General features: G+C 37.4%; 27 protein-coding genes. 25 read left to right on the top strand and 2 right to left on the bottom strand.

Translation table 11 applies throughout. The features are described 5' to 3' along the window. Window positions 1–50 precede the first annotated feature (50 nt). From G6R02_RS12680 to G6R02_RS12595, 18 genes are all read left to right on the top strand, one after another. Window positions 51–386, top strand: coding sequence for a hypothetical protein (locus G6R02_RS12680; protein WP_205520133.1), 336 nt, complete (start codon window positions 51–53; stop codon window positions 384–386). A gap of 182 nt (window positions 387–568) precedes the next feature. Further along, window positions 569–1,411 (top strand): tyrosine-type recombinase/integrase, encoded by an 843-nt coding sequence (locus G6R02_RS12675; protein WP_164669605.1) that lies wholly within the window; start codon window positions 569–571, stop codon window positions 1,409–1,411. Between the two features lie 164 nt (window positions 1,412–1,575). Then, window positions 1,576–1,839 carry a hypothetical protein gene (locus tag G6R02_RS12670; protein WP_164669604.1) on the top strand — a complete coding sequence of 88 codons (264 nt, stop codon included), beginning with the start codon at window positions 1,576–1,578 and terminating at the stop codon, window positions 1,837–1,839. After that, window positions 1,826–2,173, top strand: a complete 348-nt coding sequence (locus G6R02_RS12665) for a type II toxin-antitoxin system RelE/ParE family toxin (protein WP_164669603.1) — start codon at window positions 1,826–1,828, stop codon at window positions 2,171–2,173. The genes G6R02_RS12670 and G6R02_RS12665 overlap by 14 nt, the downstream gene beginning before the upstream one ends. A 136-nt stretch (window positions 2,174–2,309) precedes the next feature. Continuing rightward, on the top strand, window positions 2,310–2,783 hold the full coding sequence (locus tag G6R02_RS12660; protein ID WP_164669602.1) for a GNAT family N-acetyltransferase: 474 nt from the start codon (window positions 2,310–2,312) through the stop codon (window positions 2,781–2,783). A 144-nt stretch (window positions 2,784–2,927) separates the two neighbouring features. Beyond that, entirely contained in the window at window positions 2,928–3,194 is a 267-nt protein-coding gene (locus G6R02_RS12655; protein ID WP_164669601.1) for a hypothetical protein, read from the top strand. Then, a complete protein-coding gene (locus G6R02_RS12650; RefSeq protein WP_164669600.1) occupies window positions 3,194–3,475 on the top strand; it encodes a hypothetical protein in 282 nt (93 codons plus the stop codon). The genes G6R02_RS12655 and G6R02_RS12650 overlap by 1 nt, the downstream gene beginning before the upstream one ends. A 258-nt stretch (window positions 3,476–3,733) precedes the next feature. After that, entirely contained in the window at window positions 3,734–5,164 is a 1,431-nt protein-coding gene (locus G6R02_RS12645; RefSeq protein ID WP_164669599.1) for a serine hydrolase domain-containing protein, read from the top strand. Between the two features lie 403 nt (window positions 5,165–5,567). After that, entirely contained in the window at window positions 5,568–6,254 is a 687-nt protein-coding gene (locus tag G6R02_RS12640) for a response regulator transcription factor (protein WP_164669598.1), read from the top strand. Beyond that, on the top strand, window positions 6,251–8,062 hold the full coding sequence (locus G6R02_RS12635) for a sensor histidine kinase (protein WP_164669597.1): 1,812 nt from the start codon (window positions 6,251–6,253) through the stop codon (window positions 8,060–8,062). The genes G6R02_RS12640 and G6R02_RS12635 overlap by 4 nt, the downstream gene beginning before the upstream one ends. Window positions 8,063–8,249: 187 nt before the next feature. Further along, window positions 8,250–8,984, top strand: a complete 735-nt coding sequence (locus tag G6R02_RS12630; RefSeq protein ID WP_164669596.1) for an N-acetylmuramoyl-L-alanine amidase family protein — start codon at window positions 8,250–8,252, stop codon at window positions 8,982–8,984. 143 nt (window positions 8,985–9,127) lie between these two features. After that, window positions 9,128–9,979, top strand: coding sequence for a polysaccharide deacetylase family protein (locus tag G6R02_RS12625; protein WP_164669595.1), 852 nt, complete (start codon window positions 9,128–9,130; stop codon window positions 9,977–9,979). A gap of 476 nt (window positions 9,980–10,455) precedes the next feature. Continuing rightward, complete coding sequence (locus G6R02_RS12620; protein WP_164669594.1) at window positions 10,456–10,623, top strand: hypothetical protein; 168 nt, start codon at window positions 10,456–10,458, stop codon at window positions 10,621–10,623. Window positions 10,624–11,156: 533 nt separating this feature from the next. Beyond that, the gene (locus G6R02_RS12615; RefSeq protein WP_164669593.1) at window positions 11,157–11,360 is read left to right on the top strand and encodes a hypothetical protein; all 204 of its coding nucleotides are present in this window, start codon (window positions 11,157–11,159) and stop codon (window positions 11,358–11,360) included. 148 nt (window positions 11,361–11,508) lie between these two features. Then, the gene (locus G6R02_RS12610) at window positions 11,509–11,691 is read left to right on the top strand and encodes a hypothetical protein (protein ID WP_164669592.1); all 183 of its coding nucleotides are present in this window, start codon (window positions 11,509–11,511) and stop codon (window positions 11,689–11,691) included. A 469-nt stretch (window positions 11,692–12,160) separates the two neighbouring features. Beyond that, window positions 12,161–12,781 (top strand): IS607 family transposase, encoded by a 621-nt coding sequence (locus G6R02_RS12605; protein WP_246202626.1) that lies wholly within the window; start codon window positions 12,161–12,163, stop codon window positions 12,779–12,781. Beyond that, window positions 12,765–14,108 (top strand): RNA-guided endonuclease InsQ/TnpB family protein, encoded by a 1,344-nt coding sequence (locus tag G6R02_RS12600; protein ID WP_164669590.1) that lies wholly within the window; start codon window positions 12,765–12,767, stop codon window positions 14,106–14,108. Before G6R02_RS12605 ends, G6R02_RS12600 begins: the two co-directional genes overlap by 17 nt. A 110-nt stretch (window positions 14,109–14,218) precedes the next feature. Beyond that, window positions 14,219–14,527, top strand: coding sequence for a TIGR04104 family putative zinc finger protein (locus G6R02_RS12595; RefSeq protein ID WP_164669589.1), 309 nt, complete (start codon window positions 14,219–14,221; stop codon window positions 14,525–14,527). A 318-nt stretch (window positions 14,528–14,845) separates the two neighbouring features. On the opposite strand, the gene G6R02_RS12590 is transcribed toward G6R02_RS12595, so the two are convergent. Further along, the gene (locus G6R02_RS12590; protein ID WP_164669588.1) at window positions 14,846–15,718 is read right to left on the bottom strand and encodes a PucR family transcriptional regulator; all 873 of its coding nucleotides are present in this window, start codon (window positions 15,716–15,718) and stop codon (window positions 14,846–14,848) included. Window positions 15,719–15,873: 155 nt separating this feature from the next. Between G6R02_RS12590 and G6R02_RS12585 the strand changes: the two genes are divergently transcribed. Continuing rightward, on the top strand, window positions 15,874–16,233 hold the full coding sequence (locus tag G6R02_RS12585; RefSeq protein WP_164669587.1) for a YlbF/YmcA family competence regulator: 360 nt from the start codon (window positions 15,874–15,876) through the stop codon (window positions 16,231–16,233). A 124-nt stretch (window positions 16,234–16,357) separates the two neighbouring features. After that, window positions 16,358–17,128 (top strand): enoyl-CoA hydratase, encoded by a 771-nt coding sequence (locus G6R02_RS12580; RefSeq protein WP_164669586.1) that lies wholly within the window; start codon window positions 16,358–16,360, stop codon window positions 17,126–17,128. Between the two features lie 109 nt (window positions 17,129–17,237). On the opposite strand, the gene G6R02_RS12575 is transcribed toward G6R02_RS12580, so the two are convergent. Further along, entirely contained in the window at window positions 17,238–17,423 is a 186-nt protein-coding gene (locus G6R02_RS12575; protein ID WP_164669585.1) for a YhzD family protein, read from the bottom strand. 141 nt (window positions 17,424–17,564) lie between these two features. Here G6R02_RS12575 and G6R02_RS12570 point away from each other — a divergent pair, with 141 nt between their 5' ends. The 5 genes from G6R02_RS12570 (at window position 17,565) to G6R02_RS12550 (ending at window position 24,702) form a co-directional block, all read left to right on the top strand. Then, window positions 17,565–18,464 (top strand): ABC transporter ATP-binding protein, encoded by a 900-nt coding sequence (locus G6R02_RS12570; RefSeq protein ID WP_164669584.1) that lies wholly within the window; start codon window positions 17,565–17,567, stop codon window positions 18,462–18,464. Further along, entirely contained in the window at window positions 18,457–19,710 is a 1,254-nt protein-coding gene (locus G6R02_RS12565; protein WP_164669583.1) for an ABC transporter permease, read from the top strand. Before G6R02_RS12570 ends, G6R02_RS12565 begins: the two co-directional genes overlap by 8 nt. Window positions 19,711–19,871: 161 nt before the next feature. After that, entirely contained in the window at window positions 19,872–21,110 is a 1,239-nt protein-coding gene (locus G6R02_RS12560) for a metallophosphoesterase family protein (protein WP_164669582.1), read from the top strand. Between the two features lie 2 nt (window positions 21,111–21,112). After that, a complete protein-coding gene (locus G6R02_RS12555; RefSeq protein WP_164669581.1) occupies window positions 21,113–24,082 on the top strand; it encodes an ATP-binding protein in 2,970 nt (989 codons plus the stop codon). A 59-nt stretch (window positions 24,083–24,141) separates the two neighbouring features. Continuing rightward, window positions 24,142–24,702: a GbsR/MarR family transcriptional regulator gene (locus G6R02_RS12550; protein WP_164669580.1), complete on the top strand. Its 561-nt coding sequence runs from the start codon at window positions 24,142–24,144 to the stop codon at window positions 24,700–24,702. The last annotated feature ends 31 nt before the right edge of the window (window positions 24,703–24,733 follow it).

The following is a 24,733-nucleotide window of genomic DNA, read 5'->3' as shown; positions in this document are numbered from 1 at the left end:
AATAGTAATTAAGTAAAAATTATGAGCTAAGATTTAAAGGAAGGTTCTTGATGAAAAATCATATAAAGGTAAATGGGAAACTTCTTCAAACAAACAAACGCTTTTCACAATTGAAAGAGAGTCAAAAGAATTGGATCGTTCCTGAGCTTTATAATCTTTATCACAAAAAAATGAAGGAAATACGTACAACAAGAAAACTTCCTCCACACCATCGTGATACAGTTATTTCATCTCTATATGAACAGATTAGGGATAGAGAAATATGGATTCCCTATGATGAAGTCAAAAAATACACCTTTGGTAAAACAGCAAAAATGGTAAAATCGTTTAAGAAACAATTTCCTGAGTTAAGTAAGGAAATAGAAGCCGAGCGCGGTATAAAATAGAATAAAATTTGCATGCTGTTTTAAAAATGCAAGCTATTGTTAAGTCCACTGTCCTGAACAGAGAATTTCGTTATTACTTAAGGCTTTTATTTTGTTATACATTTCGATTGTTGAATAAAGGTTGCACGCAATGACCATACTAGAATCAAATTAATTGATTCATAGTATGGGAGTGTGAATATATGTTGCTGTCAGAAGCATGGGAAAAGTACCAGTCTGATAAGAGAATTGAAGGTTATTCTCCTCTTACTTTGAAGATGTATGGCTTTCAACGTGATCTTTTACAGCGTTATTTCGGAGATATCAGAATGAGTGATATTACTACGGAAAATCTAAAACAATACTTGGGAGAAGCTGGGGGACATTTAAAGCCATCTAGTTTGGGTCATCGAGTACGATTTATTAAGTCGCTGTTTAAATGGACACATGAGGAAGGTTTTATCTTAAAAAATCCGGCTGCAAAATTAAAAGAGCCTAAGTTAGGTAAGCGAATTCCAAAGTTTCTTTCCGAACATGAAATTGAACATCTCCGAGAAGGATGTCATACACCGATGGAGAATGCTTTGTTTGAATTTTTTTATTCGACTGGCTGCCGGATTGGAGAAGTTGCGAAATTAAACCGAGACGATATTAATTTCGCAGGAAACTCAGTAATAGTACATGGTAAAGGTGATAAGGAAAGGGAAGTTTACTTTAATATACGCTGTGCAATTTGGTTAAAAAGGTATTTAGATGAACGTGAGGATGACGAACCCTGTTTATTTGTCACAGAGCGTAAACCCATAAGACGTATGAGTGTAGATACTTTGAGATACATTATTAAACGTATCTCTAATCGTGCTGGAATCAAACAAACGATTCACCTCCACCAATTACGTCACAGTTATGCTACACACATGGTAGACAACGGCGCTCCTCTTGAAGTGATTCAAAGCCTTCTTGGTCATGAAAAGAGTGAAACAACCAGGATTTATGCTCATCTCAGCGGGAAATTAAGACATGATTTCTACAGCAAATATTTTTAAAGGAATACAAATTTTTCAAAGGGAAAAACGCATATATTCATGTATGGCAAGAGTGTTCAAAAACTTTTATCTTCCTAGTTTAAATGATGCAATGATGTTCCGGAATCTCATTACTGTGTTATAATAGAAGGAAATAACAAACGTAACTTTTGAGGTGATCGATAATGAGACCGTTAAGCAAAAATGCGAAGGAAGAACTAGCAAATGCCATGAATGATCAAAATTCAGCGATGTTTGTTGTCGACGGAAAACTAATCTCTTTAGAGGCACATGATACACCTTCTTTGGATGAAGAACCCGATAATTTGACACAGGAAATTGAAGAGTACCCGGAATTAAAGAAATCACTGCAACGTTTTCTTGACAATCCGGATATGAGACGCTATACCGCAGAACAGTTAAAGGAGTCACGGCATGACAGAAGATAACCGGAAGTTCTCGGTTTATTTTACAGAAGAGTTTAACAAGAGCTTGGATCAAATCCAAGCCTTCTTTTCGGAGCAAGGAGAAGATGTGCTTGAATGGTGGTTTACTAAAGAAGATAACATGATTGATGAAATCGATCGACTGTTATCTTCTTTTCCATATGCCGGAAAGATGGTTGAGCAGGGACCTTTTGAAGGTTTGCGTTGTCTTACATACGGAAAAAGCCGTCACCGAATGTTAAATTATTTGATTTTTTATGCAGTTTATGAAAAAGATTACGAGATTGATGTCATTAATATTTTGCCCGCACGTTCAAAGCAGAAGCGAAAAAAATAGTTCCCGAATAGGGCCATTTAATTGAAGAAGGAAATGAATTATTAGTAGCATATCAAGGTGGTTTGACACGATAAAAATATTTTGCCACAGGAATATGCGTTCGCTAAAATAAAGTAAACGACAGAGGAGGAGTTTAATGAGCAATTTAGTGCTTCGGAATGTGATTGAGGATGACCTTCCTATTTTTTTTAAGCATCAGCAGGACAGTGAAGCAAACCAAATGGCTGCCTTTACAAGCAAGGATCCTAATGATTGGGATGGCTTCGTTGAACATTGGAACAAAATACTTACGAATAGGGATATTATTAACCAAACGATCATTGTTGAAAACATCGTAGTTGGACATGTTGCACATTTCGAGCAGTTCGGAGATCCAGAAGTAACCTATTGGATTGGAAGGGAATATTGGGGCAGGGGAATTGCAACCAATGCATTACGAGAATTTCTAAAACAGGTTACAATTCGTCCACTATATGCTCGTGCCGCGAAAGACAATGAAGGATCCCTTAAGGTTTTAAAAAGATGTGGCTTCACACTTTCGGGTGAAGACATCGGGTATTCAAATGCGCGTGGTAAAGATGTTGAAGAGTTTGTTCTTACCCTTAACTAAAGAAATCCAATCCATGTTGCTTGTTCCTTTATAGGGCGCGATTGCAGAAGTAGATCCTTTGCTTAAGCAGCCGGAGTGAGCTTCTAAAATACAGGAAACGTATATTGTGTTATGATAAAGAAAATACAAACTGGCGGTGATTTTATGGGATTTATTGAATCCTCAGAAGAACTTATGAATCGCATAGAAAATATGGATCGTGATAATTCAGTTTTTCAATTTTCTATCCCAGGAAAAGGAAAATTTACCCTCGTACTACAGGAAGAGGATGAGAATTCAATCAAATCCGATGTAGAAAAAAATCCTCAACTTAAACAGATGATCGAGGAAAGCAAAAGTGAATATAAAAAAGGAAAAGGTATGTCAACTTCAGAGTTATTAAATTCGCTTTCTGCAAAGGATTTCGAATAGTGGGTACCCAAAATATAATCTGGCTCCCAATTGTAAGGGAAAAGCTTCTACAGTTTAGGAGTGAACATTTCACATCAGAAGAGACTCTGGAATTCATATTTAAATTGATTTTAGATACTGAGGAATTTTTAAAAAATGAATTTGTTGTAGAAACCTATACGGAAGAATTTGGAACCTATAAAGGTATATCTCGAATCGTTGTTAGGAAATTTCGGGTGTATTATGAAAAAAATCAAGATAACATCACAGTCCTCGGTATATTATTTCCTGGTGAAAAATAAATACTTCTGCAGCAATAAAAGCCCTGATGATATTGTAGATGGGCTTATTTTTTATCGAAACAGGGAAATCCTGTACTAAACAAACGGGCGCGGTAATCTAATAACCGTTTTCTTGATTGGACTATTTAATGGGATAAAGGTTCTACATCAAAATATCGGTCTGAAGTCGTAGAAATTCCCATTCTGATGTACGGTGGAGAAGCGACCTCTAACGTTTAAAATGAATCTGAAGACAATAAAGAGAGAAGGGTATACTTTATGAAACAAGAAACAAGGATCCATGATTTCGAACGATATTGTGATGAGATTTTAAAAAAATACAAAGTACCTGGTTTTGCAATTGGGTTAGCCAAAGATGGTGAATTGAGTTATGAGAAAGGGTTTGGATTTCGCGACATTGAAGCAAAGTTTCCGTTATCACCAGATACCGTTTTTGGAGTCGGTTCAATAACGAAGGCCTTTACAGCTGTTGCCATCCTTCAATTACAAGAAAAGGGAAAGCTGAATGTAAATGACCCTGTTATCAAATATTTGCCGGAATTGAAGACGCCGAATGAGGAGCAAACAAAACAAATGACGATTCACCACTTTTTGACACACTCATCAGGCTTGCCCCCACTAGCCACTTTAATGGGCGCAATAAAGAAAAGTATGGAAAAGGATCCAAAATTGGAAGAAGATCAACAGCAAGAGAATCCATTGGATGCGATCCAAGCGATTGATACACATTCGGAGTTAATGAATGCTATTGCAAAAGCAGAATTCACACCGCTTGGGGCACCCGGGACTGAATTCAGTTATTCAAATGACGCCTATGCCCTTTTAGGTGCCATAACCGAACGCATCAGCGGTATATCGTATGAACAATATGTGCAAGAAAACATTTTAGAGCCTGCCGGTATGCAACATAGTGTTTTTCACTATGAAGATTTGAAGGGATATGAAAATATAGCCGTCTTATATGACATGCGAAAGAAAGAAAATGAAGATGTTATATTTAGATCTAATAATTCTTGGGATGCGCCAGCAATGCGTGCGGCAGGATTCTTAAAGTCGACAGTGAATGATATGCTCAAATTTGCAAATATGATTCTGAATGACGGAGAAGTTGGTCATGTAGGGGTTCTGTCGCCTGAAAGTGTGGCGTCCATGACAACACCGTACATCCAATGTGCACATGGGACTTACTACGGTTACGGTCTAATGATCACTCCGGATTTCTTTGGATACAAGCTCATTCAGCATGGTGGGGATATTAAAGGGGTAACGGCTCAGATGAATATTCTTCCGGAACTCGGACTAACGGGAATATCGCTTGCAAACTTAGCAGGAGCCCCATCTTCAAAACTGCTTTTTGGTGCATTTGCCGGTTACTTGGGCAAACCCATCGATGAATCACACTTGAACGTTGAGGTTGTTGACTTAGCACTTGAAAGTTTAAAGGAATTTGAGGGAACGTTCATATCAGGCGATGGCATGATAAATGAATTTTATGTAGAAGATGGAAGGTTGCATTTAACAACCGCTGGATTGCCTGATGCAGTGCTTAAGCCAATTGGTGATAACCAGTTTTTATTTACCATGAGGGAGCAGGATACTATCATTCGTTTTGTGAGAGATGAGAACAAAAATATACATCGAGTTGAATTTGCATTCAGACAAATTCCAAAGGTAGAGGAAGAAAAGTAAAAAGCGATCTTTAATTATAGGGCGCCATTCTTGAATAAGAGGCGTCTTTTGCATGGGGGTAATTACCATTATGTGTTAAAAAAAACCACTGTAGGTACTTTAGGATATGTTATACCAGCTAATAACAGAAAACGACTGTTCCAGAAAAGGGTGCCTATCTGAAATAAAGCTAAGCTTGTTACAGGGCCAGTTATCTTGAATAACCGCTTTTATTTAAAGTATGAGCTAGCCCAAAATTTCGATTTCGTGTAAAACTTAAATGTAGGGTATCGCAATTAATCATCAACGATCCCTCAATAGGGTTTATCAGGAATGATATCAAGTTAACATCTTTATCTAATCTTTACATCGTTATGCTATCTTTTCATAGGTACTAACCTTTTAGACATTGCGAGGGAGACAAATGCAAAAAACAATACTAATTGTAGAAGATGAAGACATTTTACGTGAAATAGTTAAGGATTATTTATTAGATGCAGGATATGAAGTATTAGAAGCAGTAGATGGAAATGAAGCGTTAGCTATTTTTGAAGAACATGACGTACATTTAATTATTCTGGATATTATGTTGCCGGAGTTAGATGGATGGTCCGTTTGCAGAAAAATCCGCAAAACTTCCAATGTAGCGATTATTATGTTGACAGCACGTGCGGATGAAGATGATACACTGCTAGGTTTTGAATTAGGTGCTGATGATTATGTCACAAAGCCATACAGCCCGCCAATATTATTGGCAAGAGTAAAACGGTTAATTGATAGCCGCTATGCCCGGGCAGGTAAGTTACCTGATGAAGATACGTTAATCAGTAATGGTATCTGTGTCCACTTCCCTACACGAACAGTGACAGTAGATGGGAAAAGTATCACTTTGACATACACGGAGTTTGAAATATTAACCTATTTAATGCAAAATCAAGGGATTATTATTACAAGGGAACAACTTATCACTAAAGTATGGGGCTATGAATTTGATGGTGATGATCGCACAATCAATAGTCACATCCGTAATTTGCGGTATAAGTTAGGCACTAAAGCAAATTGTATTGTCACGGTTATTCGAGCTGGCTATAAATTTGAGGGAATAACATGAAAAAAGGCATTGTATTAAAATTATTTTTGCTGACAACATTATTGTGCATACTCATTTTGGCAACGATTTATATTGGACAAACTGTATTTTTTAAGCAATATTATGCAACCCAAAAGGTAAATGACATTAAAACGAGTATTGAATCTTTTAAGAAGGAATACCTGAAGGCCGGGGAAAATGTACAGGCAATTAAAAGGCTGGAGCAGGATTTCTACCAGGAACATTCGATGTGGATTACAACGTTGGATAGTGCAGGAAATATTAAATATACAAATGACTTTTCTGTGAAAATTCATTCAGATACTTCTCTGAATAAAGAGCTCGCCAACCGCGATATTACCATCCCTTTGTACAGTTTTATCGGTTTAGAAGATTTAGAAAGGGTCAAGTTTGATTTAGAACAAGGAAAGCGTATTATGATTGATGGGGTAATGAAAGATGATACAATAGTTCCTGCCATTTTAACCAGACGGAACACGAATTTTGTATTAGAGAATAAGCTGCTGTCGGAAGAGTTATATGGAAACAGCACTAAAACAGAACCCGCTGAAATAGAACCTTCACCAGCAGGAGGGTCGCGGATATATTTAACGGGAAAAATTAAGAAATTACAATTACCTGCAGAATCCGTACGTTCAACTATTTACACAAATCGTGTGTTTATCGAACAAATCAAACAATTTCAAGTGAATCTGCTATTTAATGATAATTATAATGGCCATGCGAAAACAATGGACTATGAGCAAAATGATATTAACTACAAAATATTAATCAGACCGATAAAAGATGTGAATGGTGAAATGGCTTATATTTTTTCTATGACGTCATTACAGCCAATTGATGAAGCTGTACAAATGTTGGAAGACTATTATGTATACTTAATTATATTTGTTCTGCTCCTGATTGTCCTGGTTTCCTTCTATTATTCAAAAAAAATCGCCAACCCATTGCTGCAAATAAACGATACGACAAGCAAGATTGCCAATTTGGACTTTTCCGAGACCATACCTGTCAGGTCAAAGGATGAAATTGGTGCGTTATCACACAATATTAATAGCCTCTCGACCACGCTGCATTCGCATATTAATCAATTGCAGGAGGATATCGAGAAGGAAAAACAACTGGAACATACACGTAAAGAATTTATTTCCGGTCTGTCACATGAATTAAAGACACCTTTAAGTATATTGAAGAGCTGTATCTCCATTTTAGAAGATGGTGTCGCTAAGGATAAAAAAGATTATTATTTTAACGCAATGGCAAAAGAAGTCGATAAAATGGATATGCTCATTGTTGATATGCTCGAATTGGCAAAATTTGAATCCGGCACGTACAAAATGGAAATGGATGTCTTCTATATTGATCAGGTTATCGAGCATATTTGCGAACAATTAGCTTTAGACATCGCTAACAAGCAATTACATGTTCATAAACACCTATCCGGGACAAAAGTTGTTGCAAATCAGCATTGGATTGAACAAGTGATTACGAACTTTATTACCAATGCGATTCGTTACACACCGAAAAATAAAAACATTAGAATTTCCACGATAGAAGAGCAGGATCGTGTAAAAGTAAGTGTGGAAAATAACGGGACTCATATTGTAGAAGAACATTTAGAGAAAATATGGGATCGTTTTTATCGTGGTGATACGTCTCGCGGGCGTTCGGAAGGAAGTACGGGCTTAGGGCTCGCTATTTCAAAAAATATTTTAGAACTTCATGGTGTGGCGTATGGGGTAACGAATACAGAAGAAGGCGTGTTGTTTTACTTCTATTTGAATAAAAAAAGTAGATATTTTTATTAAGAATGTAAGCCATCCGTTCAATGGGTTTGAACGGATGGCTTTTTTTGTGCGGAATCTCCGCAAAGCCGATTTTACCAGTCGCGAAATTTTTATACGGTATTGACCTTATCTGCACTTAATCTTTACATCTGTCTATTAATCTTTAAAACGTACAGCGATGTTTTGAAAAAGAAAGGATAGATGAAAGATGGTATTTCAACAGAAAAACGGGAGAAATCACAGGATAGGTAATATGTTGGTTGTGACATTGCTCATATTTCTAATCTTGATTTTATCGGCTTGCTCCGGCAATTCCGACAACAACAATAATACTAAGGACAGCAGTAATAACAGTGAAAACAAAAACACAGCTTTTAAGGTGGTAATCGATCCGGGACATGGCGGTAAAGATAACGGGGCAACAGGCGCCAGCGGCCAATATGAAAAGAGTTTTACGTTAAGTTTATCAAAAAAAGTGGAAAAACTGTTGGATCAGGAATCGGAAATGGAAGTTTTCATGACAAGAACAGATGACAGCTTTATTTCGCAGGAAAGCCGCTACAGACCAAAATATGCCAATAAACTGAATGCGGATGTTTTTGTATCTATTCACGGCAACACGTTTTCCAATCCGAGTGTTTCAGGCACCGAAACATTTTACTACAACAATAATTCCCGCCAGTTTGCTCAGATTTTACAGAAACACGTGGTTGAATCTACCGGATTCAGGGATAGAGGAATCAAGAAGAAAGATCTGTTTGTCGTAAGGGATACGGAAATGCCGGCAGCTTTGATTGAAGTAGGTTACCTGACAAATCCCTCGGACGAATCCGAAATGCGTACGGACGATCTTCAATCACGTGTCGCAGCTTCAATTGTTGAAGGGATTAAAGAATACAAAGAACAGTCGGATGAACAAGGCTTTTTAAATGGGGTGTTTTAAGGTCAGGACTAAAACTCAATACAGCAATATACAGCGCAGCATGCCATCCAATCTTTAGCTCAAATCCATTTCATCTTCATTTCGTCTTTATCTCATTTTATTAATCTATCTACAAGATTAAAAAATGGAATAGAGGTCTTTTTATGAAAAAGCTTATACTATTTATTTTCCTTGGCTGTTTGGTTGTTTTTTATGCCTGTAGTAAAGATTTAGAACCTAATGACAAAACAGCTGAGTTATATTTGGATTATAAAGATTCACCAGGCGCTGAGTTACATCCGGAATATAAAGATTTACCAGATTCCCGAAAAACAAAATCAGATAAGTCAGAGGCGAATAATGGATCCGTTTCTTCAAATACAGAAAAGACTGTTTATTTAACCTTTGATGACGGTCCTACTTCAGCAACAATAGATATTTTAGATACTTTACACCAATTCAATGCTAAAGCAACATTTTTCATGCTGGAACCTTCTATGAGGGAATCACCAGAAGTTGTAGACAAAATCGTAGAACAAGGTCATGCTGTGGGTTTACATGGTGTGACGCACGACTTAAACCACTTTTACAAATCTGAACAATCTGCTCTTAATGAAATAACTACCGCACAGGAGACACTTCAACAAATTACAGGAGTCAGGTCCAATTTGATTCGGACACCTTATGGCAGTGTTCCGTATTTAACTAAATCATATCGGGAGGTTTTAGACAGCAATGGTTTTAAATTGTGGGATTGGAATGTTGACAGCAGGGATTGGTCCTTATCCAGTGACCAATATTTAGATACGGTGATTGGACAAATAGAAGAATTAGTAAATGCAGGAGTGACGCCAATTATTCTTATGCATGATAGACAAAATACAGCTGATCACTTGTCTATTCTATTAACCTATCTATCGGAACATGGATTTCAAACTAAAAAAATTGAAGAAAACACGCAACCATATAACTTTAACTGTTATCAACGTTGTCATCGAATATCCACACAGCAGTAGGATAAACAAGAATTGAAGGGGAGAGTTAAGTGAGTTTCCCCCAGCACATCGCTACTCGTATATTGGGTATTTTTGCACAACCCCTCGAAAAGGTTCGATTCAGAATATCTTATACAGTGTCAAATTACCTGCAATCCTTTTGCCATATTTCAAAATAACTTATGTTGTATTTATGAAACGTAAAAAGCACTGTTAACAGCATCTTTCAAAAAGTACACCTTTTGAAAGGACGCTTCTTAAGTTCAAACCACACAAGCTTTACAGTATTTTTCCTCCATCTCGAGGGGAATTGCAAAAACACCCAGATTTGTCTCCTTCATTTGAGGAAGACAGGGAAGTATTATTAGACTTTATAACGGTAATTTGAAGTAGTTCATATGAGAAATGGTTTCTTCCACTATACGAACGGGCGCAAAAGTCGAATTAAGGTGTTCCCTTTAGAATTGGGCCAAAATCTAAAAGGGAGAGTGTATGCAATGAACAAAAGAATACTATCAAGCTTGATATGGGGATTGTTTGCGGCAATTGTCAGTATAGTAATATTCTTCCTTATAGAAAATGAAAGTCTGTCTATAAGTCTGATAATTGGTATAAATACCTTTTTAATAATGTTTGTAGGCACAAAAAACGCCAAAGCTAAATAAACTCTGCCGCAAAAGGGCGCAAGAACGGAATAAAGGACAGAGCCTAAAATCGCATTATTGGACCAGATTGTTTAGTAAAATATGTTAAAATTTAATTAAAATAGTTAGGGGGATTTAAAGGGGATGGGAAGATATTAGTAGGACTTTAGGAACAATAGGACACATACTCATCGTTTTAGGTTGGTTTATTAGTGTTACGGGTAAAAAACATCAACGAAAATAAAATTGACTTAATTAGGAATCGGGAGCGATAGGGGTGTAATGTTTGAACTGGGCAGTATTAAAAGACACAAAATGGTGATCATTAACAGCAATGTCTTTATTATTAGGAGTTATTGGCATAGTGTTGGCGATTTACAACAACAGCTACTGGGCGTATTTTGTTATTATTTCAGCTATATTCACGTTTTTAGGTGCGGATAGAGGAGATAAATTAACGGGTTTATCAAACAATACGATTGGGCGCATTTCTGCAATAAGGATCTGTGCGTCCCGTATTGCGGAATCAGGCCATTAGTAGGAGGGAAGATTTTTTGGTTGAGTTATTAGAAATAATATTCCAAGTATCAGGGGTAGCGTTGCTTATATGTGCAATTTATTATTATTTCCATTTCAAAAAAGCCAAGAAGGAACGAAAACTGACCTCAGTTGAGCTTACAGTTTATGTTGTAACTCAAGTTGCATTTTTCCTTTTGGGAAGTAGTTATCTACTTCTGCTTTTGGATAAAAATTATTAAACAATCGGGCCCTAATATCTAATAAGGAATAACGTCAATATCGCATAGAAAGGTTGTATTGTTGTGAGTAGTAAGAATTTTTATAATTTGGCGATAACTGATTGGATTAATCTGAAAAATTTGTTATTTTAGAAGTGAGGTGATTGTAATGATTAGCAACATCTTGTCTGTTGTGTTTGCAGTAGCATTTTTCATTTTTGTTAGCTGGAGAAAATATCAAAAACATAAGTATCCGAAAAAGCAATGGGAAGGAAAACGCCCTAGGTCAAGGTCTGTCAAAGAATTAGAGCAAGAGCAGAATAAAGTCAGGGGTTTTGGACAAATCAATTAAAATAAAGAGTCTGCAAATGGGTGCAAAATCCTGGTTAGGAAGATTTGCGCTCATTTTTCTTTAATTGTTAAGCAAATGAGCGCGTTTCCTGAACAGGATTGGCGTCCTTTTTGTAAGAGGAATTTTTGTTGAGTAAGAAGGAATTTGATGAAAACTAATAAAATTACGTTATCGTTGGAATTTGAAGGGAAATAATAATGTTGTGGAAAGATTTTATTAGTTCCATTTCAAAGGATTGACGGGTAGCCTATCTGGAAAAAGCTTCGGCGGCTAAATTGTTTATAAGCACCATATTAATGAAGAAAGTTATGTTAAAGTTGAACCAGTAAAGCATAATATGCGGGGAAGGGGTAATAAAACAGCATAATAAAAATTATTTAAAATTAACAATTTTCTTGCAGGAAAACTAACCTCCTTTGTCGAATAATGTAAGTATACTAATCACAAGGGGGTTAAAGAAGTGTATACAATGGAAGAAGCAACAAAAATGCTTGGCGTACACCCTAATACACTTAGAAGATGGGAAAATCAGGGGAAAATAGTTTCCAGCCGCACTACAGGAGGACACAGGAGATTTTCTATCGAAGCATTGTCTTCCATAAAAAGTGATGTTCAGCCAATCAAAGACAAACTGGTTATCGGTTATTGTCGTGTTTCATCTTCAGATCAAAAAGAGGATCTAAAAAGGCAAATTGATTCCGTTACACAGTATTGCACGGCAAATGGATATCAATTTCGTATTATTGAAGATTTGGGCAGTGGACTGACTTACAATAAAAAAGGATTAAAAGAATTAATTCAATTGGTACAGGGTAATCAGGTGGAGAAAGTTGTCATCAACTATAAAGACCGATTATTACGATTTGGCTACGAATTAATGGAACAAATATGCGCCTTCCATCATGTGAAAATTGAAATCATTAACCATACTGAAAATAGAACATACGAACAGGAATTAGTTGAAGATATGCTTTCCATTATAACCGTTTTCAGCAGTCGTTTGTACGGAAGTAGAAGTCATAAACGAAAAAGACTGCAACAGACAGTAAAACAAGCAATTGAGGACAACGAACATGCTTACGTACAATAAAAAAGTCAGATTGGTTGTTACAAAAGAAAACAGACAGCTGTTAGACTCCCAGTCCAGAATGTGCAATTGGCTGTATAATCAATTGCTTGATGCGGTTGAGGAAGACTATCGAGATGGGAATGCGAAGAGGTTACTTTCCGGAAGAAATTTGCGTAATGAGGTACCCAAAATAAAAAAGGAAAACCCATTTTTATATAAAGTCCATTCATCTCCTTTAAAAAATGTGGCATTACGATTAAATGATGCCTACAACCGTTTTTTTGATGAAAAACTGGCCAATCAGAAGCCGAAGTATCGTTCCTGGAAAAAGAAATGGTTTTCGCTGTATTACGATGAGCCTAAGAAAGGGTTCAAATTAGTGAATTCCAGTGAACTTTCCATAACTTTTGGAAGGTTAACAGACAAGGAATTAAAAGAAGCAAAGAAAACAGATAAAAAAATGAAAAAATCTATTTGCATCAACGTAGGTCTTGTGGAGGGTGTTGCACTAAGCGAAACAGAAGAAATAAAAACGCTTCGCATTACAAAAGATTTGGATTCCTATTATGCCATTTTCACCATAAAAGACTGCAAAGAAATCGAGCAAGTGAACGAACAATCATTTATTGTGTTTGATCCAAATCATAAAAATCTGGCAGTGGGTCTTGGTAGTGATGGGAAGTCATACGAATTGAAATCAATGAATGCTTTACTGAAATATCGGGATAAACGCATTGATGATATTAAATCCAGACGGGACAAATGCGAAAAGCTAAGCAAGCTCGTATGTACTGAAAAGGTCACTTACTTTGAACCGAGTAAACGCTGGAAAAGACTCAATTGTGCTTTAGTGAAAGCTGAATTGAAGCGTCGAGAACAAATGAAGACGTTGTTATTTAGTTATGCACATTATTTTTCAAAGCGTTATGATGCCATTTACATTGGTGACTATACACCATCACCAGATGTTGCGACGTACGGAACGATGCGAAGGGCGATGTTAAATCAAACACCTGTCGGTAAATTTCGCAGTATTTTAAACTGGGTGCAAGCAAAAAATGGCAAACATTATTATAAAATTGATGAACGTGATACAACGAAAACCTGTTGTGTTTGCGGCAATAAGGAGAAGAAAGAACCATCTATTCGCAGCTTTACATGTGTAAACTGCGGTACAACGCTTTCGCGAGATATCAACAGCACCGTTAATATCGGAAAGAAAGCCAAAAAGCGATTGCCACGCGCGGGCTACGTAGGTGTGGAATCCCCTATGTATACAGTTTGGTGGGATTGTAAACAGGCAAAGATTGCTTGTGGTTTCACTCCATCTGCTGGCCTCGGGAAATAAATCCGAGGGTTTGAAATAACATTCTTCTTGGTAACAGAGGAGAATACCTTTTGGGGAATTAAGTTTAGATTTAGTTAAATTTAGTTAATAAAAGGAGTGCGGTAAATAAGATGCCGACTTGCGAGAATTGCAATAACAAATGGGGTTGGAAACAGACTATCAAAAAAACTACTACATTAGACCCTGCAATGACTTGCCCTTACTGCGGAGAAAAGCAATACCAAACCCAAAAGTCAAAAACAAAATGCGCTTTATTAACTCCTGTTATACTATCACCTTTGCTAGCTAACTTTTTCTTTGAACCAGGAATCCACGTTCCAATTTTAATGTTTGTTTTCTTCCTTTTAGCTATGTCACTTTTACCGTTTTTAGTTGAGATAAGTAGCAAGGAGAAATATATTAACTTTTTTGAGAAATGAAGTAGCTAATCAAACCTTTTTATACTATTTCACAAATAAGGAATCCAAACTGTGACGTAACGTTATAAGAGTGATAGTCCAACGTTGCGGAAATTACTGGCGGGACTTCTGCAGAATAAAGGTGCTGCATTTTCGAATCACTTCGATACGACGCGCATTGAGTGTATATAGTCTTTGGATCAGAGAGCAAAACGGATCCTCTGATTCCGCCTTCTTGTATCTGGCCTGGTGTAGATTTGATGAAATTTGATCAAATATTATCCACTGCAAAGATTAAAAAGAAGCAAATTCATAAAAAAAGCTTTTTATTAAAACAGCCTAATTTCTTGCCAGTAATGCCAGATACACGGTCATAGCCTGGTGGAATTGTTTTATATCGATACCGGTTACTTCGGTAAATTTGTCGAGACGATATTGCAGGCTGTTTCGATGCATATATAATTCTTTGGCAGTCACCGATATATTTAAATTACATGCAATAAATGTTTCGATTGTTTTAAGCATATCATCGTCGTCAGCAAACTTACCGAGTATTGTATCAATGATTTCAGTACGGATGTTCTGTTCGGTTTGATCCATGAACAGAAATGGTACTGCATCGATATACGTAATCACTGATTTTTCAGAGTAACCTGCTGCGATTTTGGCCCCATTTATTAACATCTGATAATATCCTTTGGCGTCAGAAAGCTTATACAAATAGGGACCAACAAAAAAGTATATCTTTACACTTAAATCACTCATCAGTACGTCAATAATTTGCTCGTATGAAATGTTTTCATCGTAATTTGCTTCAACAATGAATCCTTCGTGGTCATTCACCCATAGAACAGGGATTTGTTTGTCAAAAAAAGTGTTAATAGCTTCCTTAAACGCAACGGGTTCAATTTGATATTTTTGAAATGAAAAATAGATAAACCGGTATGTTACAGGATCGGTTTCATCAGGATTTTCGGTGCTGATATATGTATTCCACTGTTGTTCTTCCGGTGTCATCACAGGGATAGCAATGTTGTGAGGCTGCAGAAAGGTGCTTAACAATCTGACGTCCTTATCAGACAGTTCATTTTTGTCAATTCCAATAACCTGGTTTTCGCTGGTAGTAAACCACTGGTATTTATCGGTATCAGTTGCTGGAGTATCATTATAAACAATTAATGAAGAAAAAATTTTGCGTAACTGTTCCATCATAAGAATGCCTCTTTCCCTAGTCCTTTTTTCCATTATAGCAATATAAATGAATGGGAAAAACCAATTTTTCGATTAAAGGCATTTTCCCGTTATGGTATACATGTGTTTAATCGTTTGTTATAGTTGTTTTAGACGAAAATGAAGGAGGACATATCGTGCCTAATATTTATGATAGTGCGTATGATTTGGAAAAAGCAATTCGTGAAAGTGATGAATTCAAAGGTTTGAAAGAGGCCTACGATGCAGTAATGGCTGATGAATCTGCTAAGCAAATGTTTGATAATTTCAGAAATACACAAATGGAATTGCAGGAAAAACAAATGCAAGGTCAGGAAATCTCAGAAGAAGAAGTTGAACAAGCACGTAAAGTAGTTGAATTGGTTCAACAGCATGAAGATATTTCAAAATTAATGGAACAGGAGCAGCGTCTGAATCAGGTGATCAACGATGTCAGCCGGATTATTACCAAACCATTGGAAGAGCTGTATGGCACTCCTGAAGAATCAAACGAATAAATAACTGACGAGCTCACAACAAAAAGGTTGTGAGCTTTTTTAAAAGGATTTTATATAGAAATGTCGAAATACTAATATGGTTGAATTTTTTATAAATAAGTTCTGTTTAAAAGGGGGATTTTACATGAATACTGTTTTACATAAGAGTGAGCATAATATTAGCCATATTACTTTGAATCGGCCGGATCGATATAATGCGATGAATAAAGAGATGCTGCTCGAATTGCTTAATGTGCTGGATGAAGTTGAAAAAAATGATGATAAGGTTGTTATTTTAAGCGGTAGCGGTAAAGCGTTCAGTGCAGGCGGAGACATTGGCATGATGACCGAGTTTTCCGATAAGGCTTATTATGAAGAAGTAATGAAAACAATTGAATCTGTAGTATTAAAATTATACATGATGCCTAAGATTGTTATTTCTGCAATCCATGGTTCTGCGGTTGGTCTTGGGCTGAGCCTGGCATTAACAGCAGACTATGTACTGGCCGAAGCGGATTCGAAACTGGGATTATTGTTTATCGGGATTGGGTTGGCACCCGATGGCGGCGGACACTTCTGGCTGCGCGAACGTATTGGAACACAGAAAGCAAAACAATTTGCATGGGGGATGCAGCAGGTAATAGGTCCGGAGGCTAAAGCAATGGGGCTGGTTGACATCGTTGCAAATAATGAAGTTGCTGAACAGGCGAAAAAATTAGCCGAAAAAACACTGTCTTCACCTGTGACAGCAATGTTAAAAACGAAAATGATGTACCATAATAAAAATATTGATGAATTAAAATACTATCTGGAAAACGAACGAAAAGCTCAGTGGGACCTTCGCAATACAGAGGATCATCAGGAAGGTGTCGATGCATTCCTGAATAAACGCAAACCTCAATTTATGGGAAAATAATAGTACCTTCACTACTATAATCGTTTGTGATATGAAAAAGGTGGCATTAAAAATTTTAAAATTAATGCCACCTTTTCGCGTAATGATTCGATTATAATAGTGAAGGATATTATCTGTGAAACAGTACCAGTTTTGCCTCGGGAGATACGCAACGGTGAGTATGCTCGCTGTAACCTTCTTCTTCAAGTCTTGCTTCGCCGATTTTCTTTGCTTCATCATTATTGACAGCTTCAAAGGATTCATCAAGTAACTTCTCCCCTGATTTGTCAAAGACAGTTAAAAAATAAGTTCTCACGCTTAGTTCCTCCTCGGTGAATAATCTTTTTGCTCAAGCTAAATTCATTTTAATATTGCAAAATTTTTACAGAACATCACAAAAAATTGAAACTATTGTATACTAAAAACGTACCATAAAAATGGGAAGGAGAGAAGAAAAATGACACTAAAATTAAAGGGCGTAACGAAACGGTTTGGAGAAAACACAGCAGTTGACCACCTTTCCATTGAAATACCAGAAAAAGAAATGTTCGGATTCTTAGGAGGCAACGGTGCAGGTAAAACAACTACATTCCGTATGATCCTTGGTTTGCTGGACATTACAGAAGGAAATATTTCATGGAATGGTGAATCAATCAGTTATGAAAAAAGTCATTTAATTGGTTACTTGCCTGAAGAACGCGGTCTATATCCGAAATTAAAGGTTCGTGATCAATTAGTTTATCTCGGAAAACTGCGCGGGATGAGCAAAAGTGACGTAATAACAGAACTGGAGGGTTGGCTGAAGCGGTTTAAGGTACCAGAGTATATGGATAAAAAAGTAGAAGAGCTGTCAAAAGGAAACCAGCAAAAAATCCAATTTATTTCTGCGGTGATCCATAAGCCGAAACTGCTGATTCTGGATGAACCATTTTCCGGTTTGGACCCAATTAATGTTGAAATGTTAAAGGAAGCAGTTATTGATTTGAAAGAGAAGGGGACATCCATCGTCTTTTCTTCACATCGAATGGAGCATGTGGAAGAATTATGCGAGCATTTATGTATTTTACATAAAGGTAAACCAGTTGTACAAGGCGAACTGCGGGAAATTAAAAAGTCGTTCGGCAAAAAGAATTTAATTGTCCATGCAGATTTTCCAGTCGAGTATTTGAAGGATTACCCAGGAGTACTACGGTATAAACCTGTAACAGAAGGCTGTGAGCTGCAAATTGAAAGAGAAGATATTGCAGGGAAAATTTTCGACGCACTTCACGGAAAAGGATTTGTGCGCAAATTTGAACTTGAGGAGCCATCGTTAAACGATATTTTCATCGAGAAAGTAGGTGCTTCCTATGAATAAATTCTGGATTATCATGTCACATACGTATATGTCGAGATTTAAAACAAAATCATTTTTAATCAGCACCATTATTTCATTATTATTTATTTATGCCATTGCAAACTTTCAGACCATTTCAGAAACGTTCTCTGATGATGGGGCTGATGAAATTGCGGTTATTGATGAGACAGGTCAATTATTCGCACCTCTGGAAAAAAACGTTGAAAGCGCTGATGAGGATCTGGACCTGACAGCTTTTGACGGAACGGAAGAAGATGGTAAAGAAGCAGTACAGGAAGAGGAGTATGCTGCACTTATTACGTTGTCATTAAATGATGAGCAATTACCGGAAGCTACGTATTATGCCAATAACATTGCTGAAGCTGGTGAACAGTCGGCTATTCAACAGCAATTGCAGCAATTAAAGGTAGCTGCCGCAACAGAGCAGGCTGGTATTGACCAGGCAACAATTACGGAAATCTATTCTCCCGTAACATTTAACAGGGTTGCTTTAGACGATGATGCCAAAACAAGTGAAGAGCTTAGTCAGGCACGGGGTATTGTTTATGTCATGCTGTTTTTGCTTTATATTACCGTTATCACATACGGAACGATGATTGCAAATGATGTAGCAACGGAAAAGTCGTCGCGTGTTATGGAAATCTTAATTTCAAGTGCATCACCTGTGACCCATATGTTTGCAAAAATTATCGGGATTGCCTTATTGGGATTAACACAGGTTGGACTAATTATTGGCGTTGGATATGCACTGATTGTTTCCAAGCAGGATGAATTAACTGGTGGAATATTTCAGTACTTTGGCATTCAGGATACATCAGCCTCGGTATATGTTTATGCAATCGTATTCTTTTTGCTCGGTTACTTATTGTATGCAACATTGGCAGCCATGCTTGGTTCACTTGTCAGCAGAATTGAGGATGTTCAGCAGATGATTATGCCAATGATTTTCCTTGTTATGATTGCATTTTTCATTGCTATGTTCGGACTTGAATCACCGGACTCAACACTTGTAGTAGTAACTTCGTATATACCGTTTTTCTCACCAATGCTAATGTTCCTTCGTGTCGGCATGCTTGATATACCGATATGGGAAGTAGCTTTATCGATGGGGATCCTGGTAGCAACAATATTGTTGTTTGCTGCAATTGGTGCACGGGTCTACAGAGGCGGCGTCTTAATGTATGGCCGCTCAACCTCATTGAAGGACTTTAAAAAGGCAATTGAATTATCCGGGAAGGACAAATAACGAAAAGGTCACTATATGTGGCCTTTTTTACATGGAGGAAATATCAGGAGTAAAGTTCAAATGGAACAAATTACTTTTAGACTAATCAATCGAACGTGCATTCGCTTTAAAATTCTGATAAACTAAAAATACAACCATTCCTTAAGAAAGAAGGTGAGTTGATGGTACAACAAATCTCGTTTATTCATGCGGCAGATCTGCATTTGGATAGTCCTTTCAAAGGGCTGGCACATTTGCCTGAGTCCATTTTTCGTAACGTAAAGGAAAGTACGTTTGAAGCATTGGATCGGCTGGTGCAAACTGCGATTGATAAAAATGTTGATTTTGTATTGATTGTCGGGGATTTATTTGATAATGAAAAACAAAGCCTGAAAGCTCAGGTTCGTTTGCGAAGGGCATTTGAACAGCTGCAGCGGTATCACATTAATGTTTATTTATCCTACGGGAATCATGACTTTATCAATGGAAATATCCATCCGGTTACTTACCCGGATAATGTATTTATTTTCCCGGAAGAAAAGGTAAGTTATTTTACATATAAAAAAGACGGGGAAGAAAAAGCAGCAATTTACGGATTCAGCTATGAAAACCGTTCAGTAACCGCACAAAAAGCAACCGAATATGAACCGGTTTCCGATAGAATTCCTTTCCACATTGCGATGCTCCATGGAAGCCTCCACAGTAATACAAATCATGATACGTATGCACCATTTCATCTATCGGATTTAACCAGGAAGGATTTCGATTACTGGGCGCTCGGCCATATTCATCAGCGGGAAGTACTGAAGGAGGAGCCAAAAGTAATCTATCCTGGTAACATTCAGGGGCGCAACCGCAAAGAGACTGGTGAGAAGGGGTGCTATCATGTTGAATTATCAGAAACAGATACAAAAGCAACATTTATGCCATTACAGTCACTTCAGTTTAATGAACTGAGAGTTGATGTAACAGATTGTGTGGAACTTCATCAGCTGGAAGCCAAAATCCAGGCTGAGATAGAGGCATATACAAAGCATTCGGGAGCCCAGTTGCTGGACATAACGCTGATGAGCAGTCAATCAACACTACAACAATGGCATGATGAAAACATGTTGGATGACGTCATTGAATTGGTTAATGAAACGTTCATTCATCAAACCCAATGGAAATATATTTACCGTTGGACTGTGGAATCCAGAATTTCTGATATTGATAGTGAGTTGGCACAGGGAGAGCACTTCGTCAGTGAATTGATACGGCATGCTGACGGAGCAGATGTTAAAACCTATGTAAACGATTTGTTTCATCATAAACAGGCGAGAAAACATATGGAGTCAATATCCAATGGAGAAGCATTGACAGTTAAAAATAAAGCAAAGCAACTTCTCGTTCATGAACTTTTAAAAAATGGAGGTGACTGAGGATGCAGTTAAAACATGCTGCTATTTATGGATTCGGAAAATGGGTTGATTATTCCATTGATTTTTCCGGGGAAGCATTTACAGGTGTTTACGGAGAAAATGAATCCGGAAAATCAATAATACAGCTGTTTATCCTATTTATGCTCTTTGGTCTGCCTCCCAAAAAACGTAATTTCTTTCGTCCGAAAACAAGCAGTAAAATGGGCGGAAGACTGACAGTGTTTGACGCTAATATTGGTGAGTTTACAATCGAACGGTTTGATGAAATCCGGAATGGAGCGGCGATTTGTTCTACGCCGGATGGTCAGACTCATGATGAAGTGTGGCTGCAGGAACGTTTAAATGGCATGACACACGCAACATATCAATCCATTTTTTCATTTTCTGCTGCGGATTTAATGGATATCAGAAATATGAAGGAAGAGGAACTCAGTGAAGTTTTGCTTGGTATCGGGATGACCGGATCGAAGAATATTCACGCGATTGAAAAGCAACTGGAAACGAAAATCGGTGACCTGTTTAAACCTTTCGGAAAGAAACCGGTTATCAATCAGCAATTGGATTTATTGGATGAGTTGCACACGTCATTACAAAATTATCGGGATTCAGAGGCTGCCTACAGGGTTAAGAAGGCTAATTCGCTAACTTTAACTGAAATGATAACTAAGAAACAGGAGGAATTAAAGCAGGAACGAAAAGAACGTTATCGAGTGGAGAAAAAGCAGCAGGCACTCCCGGTAATCAAAGGATATCAACATGAGATAAAACAGTTGGATAATTACCCTGAGCATATTGCTTTTCCTGAGAATGGATTGGAACGACTGGAAACCCTGAATGAAAAATTGCTGCCGCTGAAAAGTGAACTATCTGTGCTTCAGGACAACAGGAAGAAATATGAGGAAAAGCAGGACTTGATCCGTGCTGAAATGTATGAAAATCCTGTGTATAAAGCGGCAGAAGAGATTATCAGCCAAAAACAAAACTACCTGCATAATGAAAAGGAAATGGGGACGGTCCAGGAGTCAATTAAAAAACTGGATTTGCAAATTGACACAGAGCTTGATCAGTTAAATATAGGAATTGCAAAAGAAGACTTAGAAACAATCAACCTGCCATTCCATTTGGAAAAGACGTGGAATCAGCTGAAAAATGACGCGGATCAGTTAGCCTTATCAAAAGAACAACTACAACAGGAATACAGGCAAATCATAAGAAATCGTGATTACTTAAACAACCAGCAAAGAGAACTTAATGATTCCCTTCTAGAGGAAAATCATGCGGAAGAACTTACAAAACGAATAAGTGATTACAATCAGCACGTGTATATGGAGAAGGTGCGACAGGAGTCTGCCAGCCAACAGAATAAATGGAAAAAAATGAAGGAGAAAAGTGAGAAGAATGCTAAAGTCTGGCTGCTCACAGGTTCAATAGTGGCAATTCTTCTGGGTGCTTTTGCTTTTGTACAAAGTCAGCCTCTTTTGTTGAGTGTATCAATTCTGATCCTCGCTGTGGCGGTGTTTCAATCGATAAATGGCAGGAAGTCCTTTCAAACTATTGAAAATATGCTGCAAAGCGAAGAAATAGCTGATAGCCAGATTACCCCGGCAGAGAAACGGGAAGCGGAACAATTACTCGAAATAAATGATAAAAAGAAAAATGAGTTATTGGCAGTCAAGGATCGGTTACGATCAGTTGATATAGAAATGTTGCAATGGAACGAGAAAAATAGTGGATTTGAGCAAAAGGAAAAGCGTTTGGCCGAGCAAATTAATTCACAGCACGAACAATATCCATTTTTGCAGCAATTGGAAATAATGTATTGGCCTGAACTTTTTCATACGTTAAAGAATGTTACCAAACTTGATCGTGATAAAAAGCAGTTTGAAAAGCAATATAATCAGTTATTGACTTATCAAGATGCGTTTAAAGAAAAAGTTGTCAGGTTTTTCCTGGAGCGGAATTGGGAATTGCCGAATAAATCGACAGCGGAGACACTTCTGGTACTTGAAGAATTGCTTGACGATTATCAAAAAAAGACAACACTGCTTGAACAATATGAAAAATGGATCGCCGAAAATGAAGACAAGCAGCGTGAGATGAAGAAAAAAATGCAAGTTTATGAGAAGGAAATAACAGACCTGTTTTCAATTGCCGGCTCAGAAACAGAGGATGAATTTATCAAGCAGGGGAGACTGCTGGAAGAAAAACGGAGCCATGAAAGAGAACTTGCGCAATTAAATGATCAGCTCGTGAGGATTCTGCCCGAAGAAATCCGGCAAGAGGTACTTCAAAAAGAGGTGATTCCAGACGGCGAGTTGGATGTTCATCATAAACAAATTTCAGAACAACTAAAACTTCTTGAAAAAGAAATAGACGATAATCGGAAGGCGTTTGCAGATATAAACGCAGAGCTCTCGAATATGGAGTCATCTGAATCATACTCGGAAATGTTGCATCGGTACAGTATGGAACAGGAACAGCTGCGAAAATTGGCAGAGGAATGGTCGGTGTATAAGACAGCTAAAGAAATGTTAATTGAAACGAAGCGAAACTACCGTGATAAATATCTTGGGGAGGTTATTGAGAAAACAACACATTACTTTCGGACATTAACAGACAATAATTACATGCGCATTTATCCTCCACAGGGCAACAAGCCGTTTCGGGCAGAAACTGATGATGGAATACGATACAATGTAAACGAGCTGTCGCAAGGAACGGTTGACCAGTTGTATGTTTCCTTAAGGCTGGGTATCAGTGAAATAATGAGTGAAAAACACCGGTTACCATTCATTATCGATGATGCATTTGTACACTTTGATTCGGTGCGAACCGAGCGTATAATAAAACTTTTGTCTGACATATCCGGCAAACAACAAATTATCCTTTTCACATGCAAAAAGGATGTCATTGGCTATGCCAGTGATGCAAGAATCATAGACTTATCAAAAAGTTCTGTTCGCATAAATTAGTTATTAATGGTAAACTATTTTCAGATAAATTGATTAATAATGCAGATGGAGGGATTCCATTGCCTAAAGAAAATACACCAAGTGACGAAGAAAGACATGAAGAAATAATCGAAAAATTTATCCAGGTAATCGCTAAAAACATGAATTTGTACGGCATTACTTCCTCTGTAGGCCGATTGTACGGTGTACTGTACTTTTCCGATAATCCAATGACGCTTGATGATATGCGTGATGCCCTGGAAATGAGTAAAACCAGTATGTCGACCGGTGTTCGTGCATTGTCAGACATGAAAATGGTCGACTCGACATTTAAACGGGGTATTCGTAAAGATTTGTATGAATCAGAAGAAGATTGGTACAAGTCATTTACATCATTATTCGGAAATCGCTGGCGTCATCACACAGAAAAAAACATCGAAGAAGCTGATGAGGCAATAGCAGATTTGGAAAAGATCGCACAGCAGTCGAATGATGATTCTTTAAAAGGAAAAATTCAGCATGATATTGAACGTCTCAGATACGCACAGAATTATTATGAGTGGCTTATGCAATTTATTCAGGTAATTGAATCGGGGAAAATCTTTGATTACATTCCAAAGAATGACGATGAAAGACAGTAAATAATGGCTGTCACCTCAGCCTTACTGTTTA

Origin of the sequence: Virgibacillus doumboii, from assembly GCF_902806455.1 — a bacterium.
In the GTDB taxonomy this organism is placed as follows: domain Bacteria; phylum Bacillota; class Bacilli; order Bacillales; family Amphibacillaceae; genus Lentibacillus; species Lentibacillus doumboii.
This window is presented reverse-complemented; position numbering and strand designations above follow the sequence as displayed.